Genomic DNA, 19,557 nt, shown 5'->3' on the forward strand with positions numbered 1-19,557 from the left:
CAGCCCCGGACAACCCATTTCCCCTGCTTTGCCCACGAGCGGCGCGTCACGTCTTCGCGGCGCGCGGCACCATGCCCTTGCGGGCGCCGAGGTTCCTGTGAAGCTCTTGCACTCACCCGCGTCGGTCGTGGCGCGCGCGGCATTCGTCCCGATCGTCTGTGTTGCGCTCGTCGCCTGCAAGCGGCATGAAGCGCCTGCGCCCGCACCGCGTCCGGTCGTCGCCGTCGCGGCACAAGCCGACGGCCACGCGACCGCGTCGAGCCTGCCCGGTCAGGTGCAATCGCGTTATTCGACGCCGCTCTCGTTTCGCATCAACGGCAAGATTCTCGAACGGCGCGTGCGCCTCGGCGATAGCGTGAAGGCGGGGCAAGTCGTCGCCCGGCTCGATCCCGCCGATGCCGAGAAGAACAGCGCCAGCGCCCGCGCGCAGCTCGATGCGGCCGAGCATCAGCTCGTCTATGCAAAGCAGCAACTCGATCGCGATCGCGCGCAGGCCGCCGAAAATCTCATCGCGCCCGCGCAGCTCGAACAGACGCAGAACGCGTATGCGTCGGCGCTCGCGCAGCGCAATCAGGCGCAGCAGCAAGCGGGGCTCTCCGCCGATCAACTGCGCTACGCGACGCTCGCCGCCGATCACGCGGGCGTCATCACCGCAGAGCAAGCCGACACCGGCCAGAACGTCACGGCAGGCCAGGTCGTTTATACGCTTGCATGGAGCGGCGATATCGACGTGATCTGCGACGTGCCCGAAGCCGCGCTCGCCGCGTTCGCCGTCGGACGCGAAGCGAACGTGAAGCTCGCCGCACTGCCCGGCAAGACCTTCAAGGCGCGCGTGCGCGAACTGTCGCCCGCCGCCGACACGCAAAGCCGCACCTGGCGCGCGAAGCTCACGCTCGAAGCGCCGACGCCCGATGTGCGGCTCGGCATGACGGCGGACATCGCGTTCGCGGCAGCCAGCGACGCGAAAGGCGCGTTCACGATTCCATCGACGGCGCTCTTTCACGACAACGGCCATCCCGCCGTGTGGATCGTGAAGCAACCGGGCGATGCGCTCGAACTGCGGCGCGTCGAAGTCGCGCGCTATGGCGAGCGCACGGTGACGCTCGCGGGCGGCATCGCGGCGGGCGAGCGCATCGTGTGGCAAGGCGTGCATACGGTGTCCGCGGGCGAGAAAGTGCGCGTCGTCGCGCCGCTGCATCCCGAGGACTTCGCGTCATGAGCGATACACGCGAAGACAACGACGCCTATCGCCACGAAGAAGGCCGCTTCAATCTCTCCGCGTGGGCGCTGCGGCATCGCGCGCTCGTCGTGTTTCTCATCGCGATGGCGACGATCTTCGGCATCCTCGCGTACACGCGGCTCGCGCAGTCGGAAGACCCGCCTTTCACGTTCCGCGTGATGGTGATCCGCACGTTCTGGCCCGGCGCGACCGCGCGACAGGTGCAGGAGGAAGTGACCGACCGCATCGCGCGCAAGCTGCAGGAAACGCCCTACACGGATTTCATGCGCAGCTATTCGCGTCCCGGCGAATCGCTGATCTTCTTTCAGATGAAAGATTCCGCGCCCGCGAAAGACGTGCCCGAGGAGTGGTATCAGATCCGCAAGAAAGTGGGCGATATCGCCGCGACCTTGCCGCCCGGCACGCAAGGCCCTTTCTTCAACGACGAGTTCGGCGATGTCTACACCAACATCTACGCGCTCGAAGGCGACGGCTTCTCGCCCGCGCAACTGCACGATTACGCCGATTCGCTGCGCACGGTTCTGTTGCGCGTGCCGGGCGTCGCGAAGGTCGATTACTTCAGCGATCAGGAAGAGCGCATCTATGTCGAGATCTCCAATACGACGCTCACGCGTCTCAACATCTCGCCGCAGCAGATCGCGCAGGCCATCGACGGACAGAACGCCGTGTCGAGCGCGGGCGTGCTGACCACGCCGAACGATCGCGTATTCGTGCGTCCGAGCGGCCAGTTCAAGAGCGTGGACGCGCTCGCCGATACGCTCATCAACGTGAACGGGCGTTCGTTCCGGCTCGGCGATATCGCGACGATCAAGCGCGGCTACATCGATCCGCCCGTCACGCAGATGCGTTCGGCGGGCGTGCCCGTGCTCGGCATCGGCATCACGATGCAGCCGGGCGAAGACGTCGTGCGTCTCGGCAAATCGCTCGATGAAACGATGATCAAGTTGCGTGCGCAACTACCCGCGGGTTTGAAGCTGACGGAAGTGTCGAGCATGCCGCAAGCGGTTTCGCATTCCGTCGACGACTTTCTCGAAGCGGTCGCCGAAGCGGTCGTCATCGTGCTGATCGTGAGCCTCGTATCGCTCGGCGTGCGAACGGGCATGGTCGTCGTGATCTCGATTCCCATCGTGCTCGCCGTCACCGCGCTCTTCATGTATTTCTTCGATATCGGCTTGCACAAGGTTTCGCTCGGCACGCTGATTCTCGCATTGGGTCTGCTCGTCGACGACGCGATCATCGCCGTCGAGATGATGGCCGTGAAGCTCGAACAAGGCTGGAACCGCACGCGCGCCGCCGCGTTCGCCTACACGAGCACGGCGTTTCCCATGCTGACCGGCACGCTCGTCACCGTCGCGGGCTTTCTGCCGATCGCGCTCGCGAAGTCGAGTACCGGCGAGTACACGCGTTCGATCTTCGAAGTATCGGCGATCGCGTTGATCGCATCGTGGCTCGCGGCGGTCGTGCTGATTCCGCTGCTCGGCTACAAGCTGCTTCCCGAGCGCAAGAAAGAAGCGCATCTGCCCGACGATCACGAACACGATATCTACGACACGAAGTTCTACGGACGCCTGCGCCGATGGGTCGGCTGGTGCGTGAAGCGGCGCTTCGTCGTGCTCGCAGTCACGGTCGTGCTCTTCGTCATCGCGATGGCCGGCTTCACGCTCGTGCCGCAGCAGTTCTTCCCCAGCTCGGATCGACCCGAACTTCTGATCGACGTGAGATTGCAGGAAGGCGCATCGTTCGAAGCGACCCTGCGCGAAGCGAAGCGTCTCGAAGAAGCGTTGAAGGGCCGCGATGAAATCGATCATGTGGTGAGCTTCGTCGGCACCGGCGCGCCGCGTTTTTATCTGCCGCTCGATCAGCAATTGCCGACGCCCAACTTCGCGCAGTTCGTCGTCACCGCGAAGTCGGTCGAAGCGCGCGAGCAGCTCGCGCGCTGGCTCGATCCGATGTTGCGCGAGCGCTTCCCCGCCGTGCGTACGCGCCTGTCGCGTCTGGAGAATGGTCCTCCTGTCGGCTATCCGGTGCAGTTTCGCGTGAGCGGCGACGATATCGGCACGGTGCGTCATATCGCGGAACAAGTAGCCGCCGACATGCGTGCCGACTCGCGCACGACGAATGTGCAGTTCGACTGGGACGAGCCATCGGAGCGCTCGGTGCGCTTCGAGATCGATCAACAGAAGGCGCGCGATGCGGGCGTCACGTCGCAGGACATATCGAGCTTTCTCGCGATGACGCTGACCGGCACGACCGTCACGCAGTATCGCGAGCGCGACAAGCTCATCAGCGTCGACTTGCGCGCGCCGCGCGCCGAGCGTGTGGATCCTTCGCGGCTCGCGACGATCGCAATGCCGACGCCGCACGGACCGGTGCCGCTGGGGGCGCTCGGCCGCGTCGTCGATACGCTCGAATACGGCGTGATCTGGGAACGCGACCGCCAGCCGACCATCACCGTGCAATCGGATGTGAAGGGCGACGCGCAAGGCATCGACGTGACGCACGCCATCGACGAGAAGCTCGACGAGATTCGCCGCGCATTGCCCGTGGGTTATCGCGTGGAAGTGGGCGGATCGGTGGAGGAAAGCGGCAAGGGTCAGGCGTCGATCAACGCGCAGATGCCGGTGATGGTGATCGTGGTGCTCACGCTGCTGATGATTCAATTGCAGAGCTTCTCGCGCGTGATGATGGTCGTGCTCACCGCGCCGCTCGGACTCATCGGCGTGGTCGTCACGCTGCTCGCATTCGGCAAGCCGTTCGGCTTCGTCGCGATGCTCGGCGTCATAGCGATGTTCGGCATCATCATGCGCAACTCGGTGATTCTCGTCGATCAGATCGAGCAGGACATCGCGTCGGGGCACAAGCGATTCGATGCGATAATCGGCGCGACGGTGCGGCGCTTCCGCCCTATCACGCTGACCGCAGCCGCCGCCGTGCTCGCGCTGATTCCGCTTCTGCGCAGCAACTTCTTCGGCCCGATGGCCACCGCGCTCATGGGCGGCATCACGAGCGCGACCGTGCTCACGCTTTTCTATCTGCCCGCGCTCTATGCCGCGTGGTTTCGCGTGAAGCTCGACGAACGCGAAGGAGCATCGTCATGAATCGCCGGCTATTGATGACTTGCGCGTGCGTCGCGTTGAATGCGTGCGCGCTCGGCCCCGATGGCAAGCCGCCCGCGATGCCGCAGCCCGCGCATTACGGCGCCGAAACGCAAGTGCAGGCGAGCGTGAGCGCAGAAGGCGCGTCGCAACGTTTCGATGTGGGCGCGAAGCCCGTGCCCGAATGGTGGAAGCGCTATCGGTCGGATACGCTGAATGCACTCGTCGATGAAGGCTTGCGCGCGAGCCCGAATCTCGCGGCAGCCGACAAGAGCCTCGTCGCGGCGCGCGAACAGTTGCGCGCGCAAGTGGGTTCGTCGCTGTTGCCGCAGATCGATGCGGGCGGACAAGCGACGCGGCAACGCGGCTTCGGCATTCCGCAGGGCGGCCCGCCGACCGTGCTCTACAACCTCTTCGTCGGGCAGATTCAGGCGCAATACACGTTCGATCTCTTCGGCGCGGCGCGCTATGCGAATGCATCGCTTGCCGCGCAGGTCGACCAACAGGCCTTTCAACTCGATGCCGCGCGCCGTGCGCTTGCTGCGAACATCGTGACGGGTGCGATCGGCGCGGCCGCGTTGCATGCGCAGATCGACGTGACGACGCGTCTCGTCGCGCTAGCCAACGACGACGCGCACGATGCCGAACGCCGCTACGCGCTCGGCTCCGCATCGCGCGCCGACATGCTCGCCGCACAGCAGAACGCGGCGTCGCTCGCATCGCAATTGCCGGGCTTGCGCGCGCAATGGCTTGCGACCCGCCACGCGCTCGCCGTCCTGCTCGGACGCACGCCCGATCAGGCGCCCGACGATCTCGATCTCGCGAGCCTCGCCGTGCCGTCCGATGTGCCGGTCGTGCTGCCGTCGGAATTGCTGCAGACGCGCCCCGACATCCAGGCCGCCGATTCGGCGTTGAAGGCGTCGGCGGCGCAAGTCGGCGTCGCGACGGCGCAGTTGTTTCCGAGCTTGTCGATATCGGCATCGATGGGCAAAGGCGGCTTCGACTGGCCGACCGCGCTCTCGGGCGCGGGCGCGTTGTGGAGCGTGGGCGCATCGCTGTCGCAGCCGATCTTTCATGGCGGCGCGCTGCTCGCGCAACGGCGCGCGGCCATCGCCACGTATGAGGCCGCCGTCGCGCAGTACAAGCAGACCGTGCTCGCGGCGTTTCAGAACGTCGCGAACACGCTGGCGTCGCTCGAAACGGACAGCGAAACGCTCGCCTTCGCCGATCGCGCGAGCAACGCGGCACGCGATGCATCGGCGGATGCGGCTGCGCGCGTGCGTCTCGGCGCGATCCCGCCTCGCGCGGCGCGCGGCAGCGAGCAGCAGTATCTCAACGCGCGGCTTGCGACGATCCGCGCGAGCAGCGCGCGTCTGAGCGATACCGCCGCGCTCTTTCAGGCGATGGGTTCGCCGGTTGCGCCGGAAGCATCGGTCGTGCAAACGCGATGTTCGGACGATCAGTCGGAGAGACCTCGCAACGTTTGCTGCGGCGCGGCCGAAGGCGCGGGCGAACGTTGCGCGAGCCAGCGATAGGTGAGCGTCGCGCCCGCTATCGCAATCGCCGACGGAATCAGGAAGTCGTGATCGAAACGCGTGAATTCGAGCATCAGCACGAGCGCGGTCAGCGGCATCTGCATCGCCGCGCCGAGAAACGCACCCGCGCCGATGACCGCGAACGCGCCGAGCGGCGTGCCCGGCCAGATGCCCCCAACTTCGCCCGTTGCTCTTCGCGCTGCGCACGCAGTTTCGAATACGAACGATGCTAGTTCTTGTCCGCCACGACCTGATCGAACGTGCCGCCATCGGCGAAATGCGTCTGCTGCGCCTTCTGCCAGCTTCCGAACATCTGCTCGACGGTGAAGGTTTTCAGCGGCTTGAACTCGCTCGCGTGTTTTGCAAGCACGTCGGCGTTGCGCGGACGCAGATGATGCTGCGCGATGATTTCCTGCGCGGCAGGCGTGAACAGAAAGTCGAGATACGCCTGCGCTTCCTTGCGCGTGCCGCGCTTGTCCACGACCTTGTCGACGATCGACACAGGCGGTTCCGCGAGCAGACTCACCGACGGATACACCGCCTCGAAGTCCTTCGCGCCCGGTCCCGCGCTCATCAGGCCGACTTCGTTTTCGAAGGTGACGAGCACATCGCCGATGCCGCGCTGCGTGAAGGTCGTCGTCGCGCCGCGCCCGCCCGTATCGAGCACGGGCACGTTCTTGAAGACGGCTTTCTCGAAGTCTTGCGCCTGCGCGTCGCTTGCGCCTTGCTGCTTCTTGAAGCCCCATGCCGCGAGATACGCATAGCGTCCGTTGCCCGATGTCTTCGGATTCGCAATCACCACTTGCACGCCGGGCCGCGCGAGATCGCTCCAGTCCTTGATGTTCTTCGGATTGCCCTTGTGGACGAGGAAAACCATCGTCGTCGTGTAGGGCGCGCTCGCGTCCGGCAGACGGCTGCGCCAGTTCGCGGGCACGAGCTGACCGCGCTCCGCGAGCAAGTCGATGTCGTTGGGTTGATTCATCGTGACGACATCGGCCTGCAAACCTTGCGTCACCGACAACGCCTGCGCGCTCGATGCGCCGTGCGACTGCCGCACCGATACCGTCGCGCCCGACTTCTTTTTGTAGTCCGCGACGAAGGCCGCGTCGATATCCTTGTACAGCTCGCGCGTCACGTCGTACGAGACGTTGAGCAGCGTCGTGTCCGCATGCGCGAAGCTCGCCGCGATGCCGAGTGCAACCGTAACGATCAGCTTCTTGTGAACTGCCATTTTCTCTCCAGAGACAAGGGGTTTGTCTACCGCACAACAGACAAAGGCCGCCCGAGGGCGGCCATGCATGCATTGAACGAATTCAGACAGCGGGGTCAACCATACGCGCGCTGTTCCTCCTCTTCGTATTCGGGCGACGCGCGGCGGGCGAGCGTTTCGACGAAATGCTTCGCGAGCGGCCACGGCCCAAATCCCGCCGATGTATTGATATGCCCCGCATCGCCGAGATTGACGAACGCGCTGTTCCAGCGCTGCGCGAGCGTGCGCGCGTCGTCGAGCGGCATCCACGGATCGGTCTCGCTGCCGACGACGAGCGACAGCGTATCGAGCCTGCGCGCGTTGAACGCGCCCGCGAAACGGAACTTCGCCGGGCTCGCGGGCGCGACGAACAGCACGCCCTTCACGTTCGGCAAGTATGCGTGACTCAGCGCATGTCCTGCCGCAAGACAGCCGAAGCTATGCGCCGCGATGACGACAGGACCGTCGATGCCCGCGAGGACGTCGAGGACGGCATCGCTCCAGATCGCGAGATTCGGCGTGCTCCAGTCGCGTTGCTCGACGCGCCGCGTGCCGGGCATCTCGCGTTCGAGCCAACTCTGCCAGTGCGCGTCCTCGCTGCCGTGCAAGCCGGGCACCGTGACGAGCGTGACCGCGTTTCCTGCGTTTCGTGCATCGGGCGCGTTACGATGATTCATCTTCGATCCTCGCTGGACTCGAACTGGACAGGTTCCATTCTCGTGCAGCGCGCAGCGGGCGCTAACCAATATTTCGTCATTTGTTTATGGCGATGCCGCCGGGGCGCGCCGCTATAATCGCAGCTCGAAGCGCCCGCCTTCCTTCCCCTTCCCGCTCTCATGCCGACCCGTCGCCCTTCCGTTTCGCTCGATTCGCACGTACCGCTCTACACGCAGATCAAGGACGTGCTGCGCTCCGGCATTCTCGATGGCCGCTATCCGCCGATGAGCCGCATGCCCTCGGAAAGCGAGCTGATGACGATGTTCGACGTGAGCCGCATCACGATCCGCCAGGCGCTCGGCGACCTGCAAAAGGAAGGGTTGATCTTCAAGGTCCACGGCAAGGGCTCGTTCGTATCGCAACCGAAGGCGTTTCAGAACGTGACGTCGCTGCAGGGTTTCGCCGAGGCGATGTCGGAGAGCGGACACGAGATCATCAATCGCGTCGTGCAGATGCGCGTCGTGGCCGCGCCGCCCGAAGTCGCCGCGCAACTCGCGCTTGCCGAAGGCAGCAGCGTCGCCGAGATTCATCGCGTGCGCCTGCTCAATCGCGCGCCCGTTTCGTACGAAGTGACGTTCCTGCCCGAAGCCATCGGCAAACGCCTGAAGCGCGCGGAGCTCGCCACGCGCGATATCTTCCTGATGCTCGAAAACGACTGCGCCGTGCCGCTCGGTCACGCCGATCTGGCGATCGACGCCATCGCCGCCGCGCCCGACATCGCGGATGCGCTCGACGTGAAAAAAGGCGCACCGCTTCTGCGCATCGAGCGCCTCACGCACGATGCCGGCGGCAAGCCCATCGACTTCGAATACCTCTATTTCCGAGGCGATACGTTCCAGTATCGGCTGCGCATCGATCGCGAACGGACCTCGCCCGCCGCATCGCGCGTTATTCGAAGCAGGCACAAGCAAAGCAAAAACAATTGATTCCCTCGCGGTTCGCGCACTTCTAGAATCTGGTCCTGACTTGTCATAACAAGCGGCGAAACCAGATCATGCAGACCCACGAACTCGAATACGACATCGTCGTCGTTGGCGGCGGCACGGCTGGGCCGATGGCCGCCGTCAAGGCGAAACAGCGCGACCCGAATCTGCGCGTGCTGCTCATCGACAAGGCGCACGTGAAGCGCAGCGGCGCGATCTCGATGGGCATGGACGGCCTGAACAACGCGATCATTCCCGGCCACGCGACGCCCGAGCAGTACACGAAGGAAATCACCGTGGCCAACGACGGCATCGTCAATCAGGCCACGATTTATGCGTATGCGCGCCACAGCTTCACGACCATCGAGGAGCTCGATCGCTGGGGCGTGAAGTTCGAGAAGGACCATACCGGCGACTATGCCGTGCGCAAGGTGCATCACATGGGCGCGTATGTCTTGCCGATGCCCGAAGGTCACGACGTAAAGAAGGTGCTGTACCGGCAATTGAAGCGTGCGCGCGTGGAGATCACGAATCGCGTCGTCGCCACGCGTCTTTTGAATGGCCCGAATGGCGAGATCGCGGGCGTCATGGGCTTCGATTGCCGCACCGCCGACTTCTACGTGATCCGCGCGAAAGCGGTCATTCTCTGCTGCGGCGCGGCCGGCAGATTGGGCCTGCCCGCATCGGGCTATCTGATGGGCACGTACGAGAATCCGACCAACGCCGGCGACGGTTACGCGATGGCGTACCACGCAGGCGCGGAACTCGCCAATCTCGAATGCTTCCAGATCAATCCGCTCATCAAGGATTACAACGGCCCGGCATGCGCGTATGTGACGGGACCGCTCGGCGGTTATACGGCGAATGGCAAGGGCGAGCGCTTCATCGAATGCGATTACTGGAGCGGGCAAATGATGTGGGAGTTCTATCAGGAACTCCAGAGCGGCAACGGGCCGGTGTTTCTCAAGCTCGATCATCTCGCGGAAGAAACGATTCAAACGATCGAAACGATCCTGCACACCAACGAGCGGCCGAGCCGTGGGCGCTTTCATGCGCGGCGCGGTAACGACTATCGCTCGCGCATGATCGAGATGCACATCTCGGAGATCGGCCTGTGCAGCGGACACAGCGCATCGGGCGTATGGGTCGACGAGCACGCGCGCACTTCGGTGCAAGGGCTTTACGCGGCGGGCGACATGGCCGCCGTGCCGCACAACTACATGCTCGGCGCGTTCACTTACGGATGGTTCGCCGGTGAAGATGCCGCCGCGCATGTCGCCGGCCGCGCGCTGCCCGCGCTCGACGCATCGCAGATCGAACATGAGCGTGCCCGCATCTTTGCGCCGCTGTCGCGCGAACATGGCCTGCCGCCCGCGCAAGTCGAATACAAGCTGCGCCGCTTCGTGAACGACTATCTACAGCCGCCGAAAGTCACGCGTCGCATGGAGATCGGCCTGCAACGCTTCGCGGAGATTCGCGAGGACGTCGAGCGTCTCGGCGCCGCCGATCCGCACGAGCTGATGCGCGCCGCTGAAGTCGCCGCGATCCTCGATTGCGCGGAAATGGCCGCGCGCGCGTCGCTGTATCGCACGGAGAGCCGCTGGGGCCTTTATCACCATCGCGTCGATTTTCCTGAGCGCAACGATGACGAATGGTTCTGCCACGCGCATCTGAAGAAGGATGCATCGGGACGCATGACGTCCTTCAAGAAACCCGTGGAACCGTACGTGGTTCCCGTCGACGAGTCCGAGCGCGGCGCGTATTCGCGTCTGCGCGTGGCTCGCACGTCGCAGCCCGTCGCTGCATAGGAGAGAGAACATGGCACTCGTGCCCCGCGAAGCGCGCCAGCGCTCGAGTCTTCCCGTGATGATCGACGAAGACAAGTGCATCGCCGACAAGGGTTGCACGGTCTGCATCGATGTCTGTCCGATGGACCTGCTCGCAATCGATCCCGACACCGGCAAAGCCTTCATGAAGTTCGACGAATGCTGGTACTGCATGCCCTGCGAACGCGATTGCCCGACCAATGCCGTGCATGTCGACATTCCCTATCTTCTTCGATGATGACGAGGACTCGCTTCATGAAACGAACGCTATCCATCGCGCTTGCAGTCGCCTTGTTCGCGGGCGCTGCGCATGCGGAAACGATCCGCGTCGCTATCGGCACGCAGGACACGACGATCAATACCGCAGCCGGCGGCGCATTGATCCGCGAACTGCATCTGCTCGAAAAGTACTTGCCGCACGATGGCAAATACAAGGACGCGCAATACGACGTTCAATGGAAGAACTTCACGAGCGGCGCGCCGATCACGAACGAGATGGTCGCGGGCAAGCTCGATTTCGGCTCGATGGCGGATTTCCCCGGCGTGCTGAACGGCGTCGCGAATCAGAAGGCCGGCAAGAGCAGCATCTTCATCAGCGTGTTGTCGGGCAGCGTGCGCGGCAGCGGCAACGGCATCGTCGTGCCGACGGATTCGCCCGCGCAGTCCATCGCCGATCTGAAGGGCAAGACGATCACCGTTCCGTTCGCATCGACCGCGCACGGCATGTTGCTGCGCGCGGTCGCGGCGCAAGGATGGGACCCGGAGCGCGATGTGAATATCGTCACGCAGGCGCCCGAAGTCGCCGGACCCGCATTGCAGACGCGCAAGATCGACGCGCACGCGGACTTCGTGCCCTTCGCGGAGCTGTTTCCGTATCGCGGCTTCGCGCGCAAGATCTACGACGGCTCGCAGGCGGGATCGCCTACGCTGCACGGCACGCTCGTCGAAAAGGACTATGCGCAGAAGTATCCGGAGATTGTCGTCGCGTACTTGCGTGCCGCGATCGAAGCGAATCGTCTGCTCACGGCGGAACCCGAGAAGTACAGCGAGCTGATTGCGAAGGTGACGGGCATCGAGCCTGAAGTCGACTATCTCTTTCACGGTCCGCTCGGCTTGCAGACGCGCGATCTCACATGGAAGCCCGAGTATCGCAAGGCCGTGCAGACATCGTTCGATACGCTCAAGCTGCTCAAGCGTGCCGACGGCGATCTGAACGCCAATAGCTTCATCGACGATAGTTACTTGCGCGCCGCATTCAAGGCCGAGCATCTCGACTACGAAGCGGCACTGAAGAACTATGCGCCGACGCCGCTCGTCGCGAACGATGCGCTGACGGGCAAGCCCATCGCAAAGACGGATCGCGTCGCGCAGATCTGGGTGCGCGGCGAGCCGAAGGTGCGCAGCTATTCGTCGCCGGAAGAAGCGGTGCGCGAGCTCGGCACGCTCGAACGCGATGGCAAACAGGTGCGCGCGTTCTATGCGCAGGATCGTGAGAGCGGCATCAAGCTGCTCGGCAATCAGGCATGGTTCGCGAAGACCGGCGACGGCCAGTTGAACGCGTTCCTGCTGAAGGATCGCGCCGAGGCCTGGGCGAACGCGCACGGCGGACAAGTGCTCGACTTCGCCGCCGCGCGCCAGCCGACCGCGCTCGCCAACCGATGAGGCCATGATGGCGACGCTCGCATACTCCGCTCCTTCGTTGCTGCGTTCACGCGGCGCGCGCGCCGGCGTGCAGTGGGCGTCGCTCGCGCTGTGCATCGCGTTATGGCATCTGGCGACGACGCATCGCTGGAACCTCGGCATCGTCACGTTCGAGAATGTGCCGACGCCCGCCGATACGCTCGCGGCCATCATCGATCTCGCGCATTCGCCCAAGCTCGTGGCCGATCTCGCGAGCAGCGTGAGACGCATCGCGGCGGGTTATGTCGCGGCGGCGGCGAGCGGCGTGGTGCTCGGAATCGCCATCGGCCGCTCGCAATGGTCGCGCCTCGCGTTGCTCACGCCGCTCGAAGTATTGCGGCCGATTCCCGCCGTCGCGTGGATTCCGCTCGCGATCCTGATGTTTCCTTCCTCCGAAATGTCGATGATCTTCATCACCTTCACCGGCGCGTTCTTTCCGATCCTGCTCGGCACGATACACGGCGTCGAAGGCGTGGAGCCACGGCTCGTGTCGTCGGCGCGCAGTCTCGGCGCGGGCAATCGCGTGATCCTGCGCGAAGTGATCCTGCCGGGCGCGGCGCCCGCGATCGTCACCGGCCTTGCCATCGGCATGGGCACGTCGTGGTTCTGCCTCGTCACCGCCGAGATGATCTCGGGGCAATACGGCATCGGCTATTACACATGGCAGTCGTACACGGTGCAGCGTTATCCCGATGTCGTCGTCGGCATGTTGCTGATCGGCCTGCTCGGCATGGGCAGCAGCGCGCTCGTGCGCGTCGCGGGCACGCGGCTCACGCCGTGGCTCGCCGCAGGGAGGATTCGATGAGCGCGGGCCGCATCCAACTCGAAGCGCTCGGCATTGCGTTGGGCGACGGCGCGAGCGCATTCACCGCCGTGCGCGATGTGAACGCGGTCATCGAGCCGGGCGAATTCGTCTGCATACTCGGGCCGTCGGGCTGCGGCAAGTCGACCTTGCTTGCCGCGCTCGCGGGACATGTCGCGCCGAACGCGGGCCGCGCGACGCTCGATGGCAAGCTCATCGAAGGACCGCATCCCGAGCGCGGCATGGTGTTTCAGCAACACACGCTGCTGCCGTGGCGCAAGACGCTCGATAACGTCGCGTTCGGACTGAAGATGCGCGGCGTGAAGAAACGCGAGCGGCATCTGCGCGCGCGGGCGTTGCTCGATCGCGTCGGGCTGGGCGCGTTCGCGGAGCGCTATCCCGCGCAGCTTTCGGGCGGCATGCAGCAACGCGCGGAGATCGCGCGCGCGATGCTCAACGAGCCGCGCGTGCTGCTGATGGACGAACCCTTCGGCGCGCTCGATGCACAAACGCGCGCATCGATGCAGGCGCTTCTGCTCGATGTATGGAGCGAGCGCCGTCCGACGGTCATGTTCGTCACGCACGACATCGACGAAGCGCTCTTTCTCGCTGATCGCGTTCTCGTGATGAGCCATAGCCCGGGCACGGTGCTCGAAGAACTGCGCGTGCCGTTTGCGCGTCCGCGTGAACGCGAGCTCGTCACGGAAGCCGGATTCGTCGCGTTGAAGCGTCGTTGTCTCGCGTTGCTTCGTTATCCGCTTGCGAGTCCGATGGCCGCATCGAACGACGCGCCCGCGCGCATCGACATATCACACTCCGTTCTCTCATGACGCACACCAATCCACTTTTCGATACCGTCACCGACGCCGCCCTCGCCGCGCGCTTCAACGATGCCGATGCCGCCGTGCGCCGTCTCGCCGTGCTCGAAGCCGCCGACCTCGAAGACGAAGCCTGGCTGCCCCTGCTCGCCGATGCCTTGCGCCACGACACGGATGCCGACGTGCGTCGCACCGCGGCGCAACGTCTCGGCGCGTGGGAAACGGACGAAGCAGTCGATGCGCTATGCGCCGCGCTCGACGACGCCGATACCGATACGCGCGAAGCCGCCGCCGACAGTCTCGCTGCGTTGAAAGATCCCGTCGCGGGCGAACGCCTGCTGCCGCATCTCGCCGATGCCGATACCGATGCCGACGCGTTCAAGCGCGCGGCCCTTTTGCGCGCGTTGCGCGAATTGCGCTTGCCGAGCGCGGCCGGACCTGCGCTTGCGGCGCTAGCGAATGCGTCGCCGTTCGTGAGGCGCGAGGCCATCGGCGTGCTGGGCTGGCTGCGTCATGTGGATGCGCTGCCGCAGTTGAAGCACATCGCGCGCACCGATGCTTCGACGGAAGTGCGTCACGCTGCCGTCGGCGCATTGGGCTTCGCCACCGACGACGGCGTGATCGAAACGTTGATCCACGCGCTCTCCGATCGAGCGTGGCGCGTGCGTGAGGAAGCCGCCGCGACGCTCGGCAAGCTGCGTCTCGTCGCCGCGCGCAATGCATTGGAAAACGCCCTCTCCGACGACTATTGGCAAGTCACGTTGCAGGCGACACGCGCGCTCGGACGTTTGCGCGATGTCGCAAGCACGCATGCCGTGTCGGAACTGCTGACGTTTCCGATCAGCAACGTGCGCAAGGAGGCCGCGCTTTCACTGGGCGAACTCGGCGATACGCATGCGCTCGCCGTGCTCGAAGCCGCACTCGACGACGGCGATCCGGAAGTGCGCAAGGCCGCGCGCATCGCGATTGCGCAGATCAGCGAGCGGCACGCTTCACATAGCGCGCGATGAAGGTGCGCGTCTCGTCATCGGGAAAGCGCACGGCGACGCGCTCGCCGCTGATCATTTCGACAATGCCTTCGCCATAACGACGCACTTTCACGCGCTCGCCCGGCGCGAACGCCTTCGTCTTGCGATCGGCTTGCTCTTCTTCTTTGGCGCGCATCTGTTCGCGCACTTCGCGCGGGCTCTCGATCACCTCCGGCGGATGCACGCAGTTATCGCACACGCCGCAGTGGCCGCCGTCGAGTTCGTCGTCGGGCGCGCGGTAATGCACATCGCTCGCGCGCAGCGGCGCGGACGTGCGCGCGTCGTTCATGTCGTCGGCGAAGTAGTCGAGCAACATGCGCCAGCGGCACTGCGCGCTCTGCGCATACGCGATCATGCGCTCGAGCACCGCGCGATCGCGTTCGCTGCGCGCCGCGTATTCCTGCGACGCCCCTTCGAGCTTCGCGATGGCCGCATCGTCGTCGACGAGCTTCATGCCGCCGCGCCGCGTGCGACGCGTCACGCCGAGATCGTTGAGCAGCGCCGCCGCCACGCGCAGCTTGTTCGCGCCGATGTTCGGCAACGCTTCGCGCAGACGCGCAAGCGGCTTGTCGAGCGTGCGGGCGGCATCGTCGCTCGCTAGTTCGCGCACTTTCTCCGCGACGCGCGCAATCATCTCCGCGCTCGGATATCGGCCGCTCATGAAGAACTGCTGCACCTGCTTGTCCTTCATTTCGAACAACAGCGTGCAACGCGCGGTCTCGCCGTCGCGGCCGGCGCGCCCCGCTTCCTGATAGTACGCATCGAGACTGCCGGGCATCTGCGCGTGAATGACGAAGCGGATGTCGGGCTTGTCGATGCCCATGCCGAACGCATTGGTCGCGACCATCACGCGCGCGCGGTTCTCCATGAACGCGTCCTGCGATGACGAGCGCGCGCCCGACGACAGCTTGCCGTGATAGCGCTCGGCCTCGACACCCGCATCGACGAGCGCGGCATGCAGCGCCTCGCATTCCGCGACCGTCGCGCAATAGACGATGCCGCTCCCCGCTTCGCCCGTCGCGATCTCGATCGCGCGCCGGCGCCGGTCATCCGGGTTCGTGAGTTGTTCGACGCTGAAATGCAGGTTGTCGCGAAAGACGCCCGTATGGATGACGTTCGCGCGCTTCATCTCCAGTTCGCGCACGATATCGACGATGACGGCGGGCGTCGCCGTCGCGGTGAGCGCGAGCACGGGCGGACGGCCGAGCGTCTTGATCGCGTGGATCAGTTCGACATATGCCGGCCGGAAATCGTGGCCCCATTGCGAGATGCAATGCGCCTCGTCGATGACGGCAAGCGCGATCGGCGGCATGTCCTTCGCGGTGAGTTCGGCGGTGAATTCGGCATCGACGAGACGCTCGGGCGTGACGAAGAGCATGCGGATTTCGTGTCGCGCGATGGCCTGCATCGCGTCGCGCTGTTCACTCGCGGAGAGCGTGCTGTTGAGCATGGCGGTCGCAATGCCCGCTTCGACCAGCTTCGTGAGCTGATCGCGCATCAGCGAAATCAGCGGCGATACGATGACCGTCATGCCATCGAATTGCAGCGCGGGCAATTGATAGCACAGCGACTTGCCCGCGCCGGTGGGCATGACGGCGAGCGTGTCGTTGCCGTCGAGCACGCTGCGAATCACGTCTTCTTGTCCGGGACGCAAGTGCGGAAAGCCGAAGACTTTGCGCAGCGCGGTTTCGAGTTCGCGATCGAGCGGCTTGCGCGATTGCGTGTGGATGTCGGCTCTGTCGTTCATTCGAAGGTAACGCGGATCGTGGATGCGCAATGGCATCCGCAATTGGCGTTCCTTGCGAGACAGGCTTGCTTGGCGGAAGGCAGCCGGAGTCGAACCGACCTGGGAATGTCTGACATCCCCAACCGGGTTTGAAGCCCGGCCGCACCACCGGATACGGATGCCTTCCTTTGAAAACCACGGCGCTGCACGTCCGATCGAATTTCGACCGGGCGTCCGATTATAACGGCGCGTTCTCAGCCGTTGCCATCGCGCGAGCGCGGCTGTCGCCGCCGCATCAGCCGATAAACGCAATAGACGAGCGCCGCCGCGACGAGCACATCCACCACCGTCGCGCCATGCGATTCCAGTTCGAGCACGGCGACATGCAGTTGCCGCTCGAAAAGCGCGCCGCCCAATACCCAGAACGACGCCCACGCGGCTATTCCAGCCGTATCCCAGAAGAAGAACGCGAGCGCGGCGATGTGCGTCGTGCCCATCAGCGGCGGCGTGACGAGACCGAGACCCGGCACGAACTTCGATACCGCGACGATCGGCGCGCCATGACGCTCGAACAGTTCGCCGGTCGTGCGCATCCCGCTGTCGACCGCATACGATCTGCGCGAGAGCGCCGCGACGAGCCGACGTCCGTAGATGCGCCCCGCCGAGAACCACACGCTGTCGCCGAGCAACGCGCCGCACAGCGCCGCGAACAGCACATGCGCGAACGAGAGGCGTCCGCTCGCCACGGCCGAGCCCGCGAACACGAGCAAAGGCGCGGACGGCAGCGGCACGCCGAGGCGCGTCAGCAGAACGTTCGCGAAGACGGCAGCGCCGCCCCATTGCACGATCGCCGACGGAGGAATCTGGATCAACCGGCACCTCTCGATCGCAACATCATTCGGACCTCGACTCGACGAGCATCACCGGCACGTTGCCGCATCCGGCGCTGCTCGCAATTTCGATACCGCGCCAGGGCGTGCCCTCGCCATGATCGAAGGCCATCGGATCGACGCGCCGGTCCGGGCGCAGCACGTTGAACGGCCACGACGGACGGCGCAGGCGCTCGTGCACGACCGAGCCGAGCCAGATCGGCGCAGGCGGCGCGCCTGCGTCCTGGCGCACTTCGTAATGCGTGGGCCAGAAGCGCAGCACGTCGCGCTCGTCGGCGCCGCGCACGGAACGCGCGAACACGAGCTTCGACGGCTCGCCGTTGTTCAGGCGCGGCAACGCGGGCAACGCGATGGCGGGCGCATTCGGCAACACCACCGACATCACGCTCTTCAGGCTCACGTGCGACACCTCCGTCCAGCCGCGCGATGCCAGTTGCACGCGAATCTGCTCGGGCGTCGCCGCCCATTGCACGGTGATCGGCTCGCGACGATCGCCCTCCATGCTCGCTCGATAACAGGAAAACGTGCGCCATACCGAATCGGTCCACTGAATCGGCGTAATGACGACGGTCGATGGCACGACGCTGTGCGCCTCCGTTTCATCGCTCGTTTGCAGCGCGACGCTCGCGCAGATCACGGCAAGCACGGCGACCGGCATCAGCGGCCGCGGCGGCGGCTTGCCGGGATTGCGCCATACCGCCGTGAGCGCGATCAGGAAGACCCAGACGGCGGCGAGCGCCGCGCTGCCGAGCGCATCGGAGATGGTGAAGCGGCCAAAGTACAGCCCCGCCAGACCGACCGCCGTCACGATGGCCGAGGTCGCCGTCGCGATGAACACGCCCGTCAGGATGCCCACGCGCCGCAGCAGCAGGAACGCGAGAAAGCCGTAGATCACGACCGTCGCCGCGACGTCGCTGTTCGGAAAGCGATGCTCCGACGGCGCGAACGAAACGAGCGCCGGCTCGTGCGCGGTGAAGCGGATCGCCGCGACGAGCAATTGCGAAAACGCCACGGCCACGACCCAGTACGTGACCGTGCGCCAACGCCGTTCGAAGCTCATCCACACGATGACCGTCGCGCCGAGCGCGAGCAGCGTCTGCGTGCTGCCGAGCGTCGCGGCGACATCGAGGATCGAATCGGTCCAGGTCGACTGGAACGATTGCAGCAGCCGGTAAATCGACACATCGACCTGAACGATCGACGCGCCGCGCGCCACGTTCGCGAGCACCGAGAAAAAGAGGATCGCGGACGCGAGCAGCAGCACCGAGATCATGACGATGAGGCCCGTCGCCGGATTGCCCGGATCGAGCGCGCGCGAGACGAGCCGCGCGGGCAGGCCGTTGCCCTTCCGCGCCCAGGAGAGCAGCGCGTCGCGCGACGCGATGGTCCAGCGCATCGCGTGCGAAACGATCACGCGCGCGAGATTGAACACGATCCACGCTAGCGCCGCGACGAGAATCAGAATCACGACGAGCCGGATCGACACCGCGCCCGCCAGTTCGATCGACGCGCCGAACACGACGCCCGGCAGGATATGCGTCGGCGCCCAGATGAGCGCGCTCAGTATGTTGACGACGAGAAAGCGCGCCGGCGTCATGCCGGTCACGCCCGCGACGACCGGCACGACCGCGCGCATCGGCGCGACGAAGCGCGCGAGCACGACGCTCTTCGCGCCGTGCTTGTCGAAATACTTCTTGCCGGCGACGAGCGCGCCCGGATGCGAGCGGAACGGCCACATCTGCGCGATGCGGTCCGCGTAGTGCTGGCCGAACCAGAAACTCGCGGCGTCTCCGGCAATGGCGCCCGCGATCGCGCAGACGAATACCCAGCCGAGATTCAGCGCGCCCGCGCCGACGAGCGCGCCCGCGATGAACATGGCCGTGCTGCCCGGCACGAACGTGCCGATGAACGCGACCGATTCGAGAAACGACGCGAGCAGCACGACCGCGAGCGCCCACGCGGGGTGGCTCGACATGACATGCAGCAGCCTGAAGTAGAGATGCTCCATCGTGATGGAAGGACGAGCGC

The 19,557-nt window shown here is 65.1% G+C and carries 16 protein-coding genes and 1 tRNA gene; 10 read left to right on the top strand and 7 right to left on the bottom strand.

Going from position 1 to position 19,557, the window contains the following annotated elements:
- Positions 1 to 97: 97 nt before the first annotated feature.
- Genes QCE58_RS28080 through QCE58_RS28090 form a run of 3 tightly spaced genes read left to right on the top strand, consistent with a single transcriptional unit; the run spans position 98 to position 5,870 of the window.
- Complete coding sequence (locus tag QCE58_RS28080) at positions 98 to 1,219, top strand: efflux RND transporter periplasmic adaptor subunit (protein ID WP_250521788.1); 1,122 nt, start codon at positions 98 to 100, stop codon at positions 1,217 to 1,219.
- A complete protein-coding gene (locus tag QCE58_RS28085) occupies positions 1,216 to 4,338 on the top strand; it encodes an efflux RND transporter permease subunit (RefSeq protein WP_250521789.1) in 3,123 nt (1,040 codons plus the stop codon). Before QCE58_RS28080 ends, QCE58_RS28085 begins: the two co-directional genes overlap by 4 nt.
- Positions 4,335 to 5,870 carry an efflux transporter outer membrane subunit gene (locus QCE58_RS28090; protein ID WP_250458026.1) on the top strand — a complete coding sequence of 512 codons (1,536 nt, stop codon included), beginning with the start codon at positions 4,335 to 4,337 and terminating at the stop codon, positions 5,868 to 5,870. Before QCE58_RS28085 ends, QCE58_RS28090 begins: the two co-directional genes overlap by 4 nt.
- Here QCE58_RS28090 and QCE58_RS34165 read toward each other — a convergent pair.
- The 3 genes from QCE58_RS34165 to QCE58_RS28105 all read right to left on the bottom strand — a co-directional run bounded on the left by QCE58_RS34165 (position 5,795) and on the right by QCE58_RS28105 (position 7,796).
- A complete protein-coding gene (locus QCE58_RS34165; protein WP_409014184.1) occupies positions 5,795 to 6,172 on the bottom strand; it encodes a chloride channel protein in 378 nt (125 codons plus the stop codon). The two genes, QCE58_RS28090 and QCE58_RS34165, sit on opposite strands and share 76 nt — an antisense overlap.
- Positions 6,100 to 7,101, bottom strand: coding sequence for a sulfate ABC transporter substrate-binding protein (locus QCE58_RS28100; RefSeq protein WP_250521790.1), 1,002 nt, complete (start codon positions 7,099 to 7,101; stop codon positions 6,100 to 6,102). The genes QCE58_RS34165 and QCE58_RS28100 overlap by 73 nt, the downstream gene beginning before the upstream one ends.
- A 95-nt stretch (positions 7,102 to 7,196) precedes the next feature.
- A complete protein-coding gene (locus QCE58_RS28105) occupies positions 7,197 to 7,796 on the bottom strand; it encodes an alpha/beta hydrolase (protein ID WP_008352843.1) in 600 nt (199 codons plus the stop codon).
- Between the two features lie 159 nt (positions 7,797 to 7,955).
- Between QCE58_RS28105 and QCE58_RS28110 the strand changes: the two genes are divergently transcribed.
- The 7 genes from QCE58_RS28110 to QCE58_RS28140 all read left to right on the top strand — a co-directional run bounded on the left by QCE58_RS28110 (position 7,956) and on the right by QCE58_RS28140 (position 14,895).
- Positions 7,956 to 8,762: a GntR family transcriptional regulator gene (locus QCE58_RS28110; protein WP_250436068.1), complete on the top strand. Its 807-nt coding sequence runs from the start codon at positions 7,956 to 7,958 to the stop codon at positions 8,760 to 8,762.
- Between the two features lie 68 nt (positions 8,763 to 8,830).
- Positions 8,831 to 10,567: a fumarate reductase/succinate dehydrogenase flavoprotein subunit gene (locus tag QCE58_RS28115; RefSeq protein WP_250458028.1), complete on the top strand. Its 1,737-nt coding sequence runs from the start codon at positions 8,831 to 8,833 to the stop codon at positions 10,565 to 10,567.
- A 10-nt stretch (positions 10,568 to 10,577) separates the two neighbouring features.
- On the top strand, positions 10,578 to 10,823 hold the full coding sequence (locus tag QCE58_RS28120; protein WP_008352838.1) for a ferredoxin family protein: 246 nt from the start codon (positions 10,578 to 10,580) through the stop codon (positions 10,821 to 10,823).
- Between the two features lie 17 nt (positions 10,824 to 10,840).
- Positions 10,841 to 12,247, top strand: a complete 1,407-nt coding sequence (locus QCE58_RS28125; protein ID WP_250521791.1) for an ABC transporter substrate-binding protein — start codon at positions 10,841 to 10,843, stop codon at positions 12,245 to 12,247.
- Positions 12,248 to 12,251: 4 nt separating this feature from the next.
- Positions 12,252 to 13,070: an ABC transporter permease gene (locus QCE58_RS28130; protein WP_208456974.1), complete on the top strand. Its 819-nt coding sequence runs from the start codon at positions 12,252 to 12,254 to the stop codon at positions 13,068 to 13,070.
- Positions 13,067 to 13,897: an ABC transporter ATP-binding protein gene (locus tag QCE58_RS28135; protein WP_175979536.1), complete on the top strand. Its 831-nt coding sequence runs from the start codon at positions 13,067 to 13,069 to the stop codon at positions 13,895 to 13,897. Before QCE58_RS28130 ends, QCE58_RS28135 begins: the two co-directional genes overlap by 4 nt.
- A complete protein-coding gene (locus QCE58_RS28140) occupies positions 13,894 to 14,895 on the top strand; it encodes a HEAT repeat domain-containing protein (protein ID WP_008352834.1) in 1,002 nt (333 codons plus the stop codon). Before QCE58_RS28135 ends, QCE58_RS28140 begins: the two co-directional genes overlap by 4 nt.
- Here QCE58_RS28140 and QCE58_RS28145 read toward each other — a convergent pair.
- The 4 genes from QCE58_RS28145 to QCE58_RS28160 all read right to left on the bottom strand — a co-directional run bounded on the left by QCE58_RS28145 (position 14,861) and on the right by QCE58_RS28160 (position 19,537).
- Complete coding sequence (locus QCE58_RS28145; RefSeq protein WP_175979538.1) at positions 14,861 to 16,660, bottom strand: ATP-dependent DNA helicase RecQ; 1,800 nt, start codon at positions 16,658 to 16,660, stop codon at positions 14,861 to 14,863. The genes QCE58_RS28140 and QCE58_RS28145 overlap by 35 nt on opposite strands.
- Before the next feature lie 70 nt (positions 16,661 to 16,730).
- Positions 16,731 to 16,826 (bottom strand) — tRNA-Sec (locus QCE58_RS28150).
- A 67-nt stretch (positions 16,827 to 16,893) separates the two neighbouring features.
- Positions 16,894 to 17,511 carry a DedA family protein gene (locus QCE58_RS28155; RefSeq protein ID WP_008352832.1) on the bottom strand — a complete coding sequence of 206 codons (618 nt, stop codon included), beginning with the start codon at positions 17,509 to 17,511 and terminating at the stop codon, positions 16,894 to 16,896.
- Between the two features lie 22 nt (positions 17,512 to 17,533).
- Positions 17,534 to 19,537, bottom strand: a complete 2,004-nt coding sequence (locus QCE58_RS28160; protein WP_409014185.1) for a VTT domain-containing protein — start codon at positions 19,535 to 19,537, stop codon at positions 17,534 to 17,536.
- Positions 19,538 to 19,557 lie beyond the last annotated feature (20 nt).

This window comes from Caballeronia sp. LZ028 (genome assembly GCF_031451415.1).
Taxonomy (GTDB): domain Bacteria; phylum Pseudomonadota; class Gammaproteobacteria; order Burkholderiales; family Burkholderiaceae; genus Caballeronia; species Caballeronia zhejiangensis.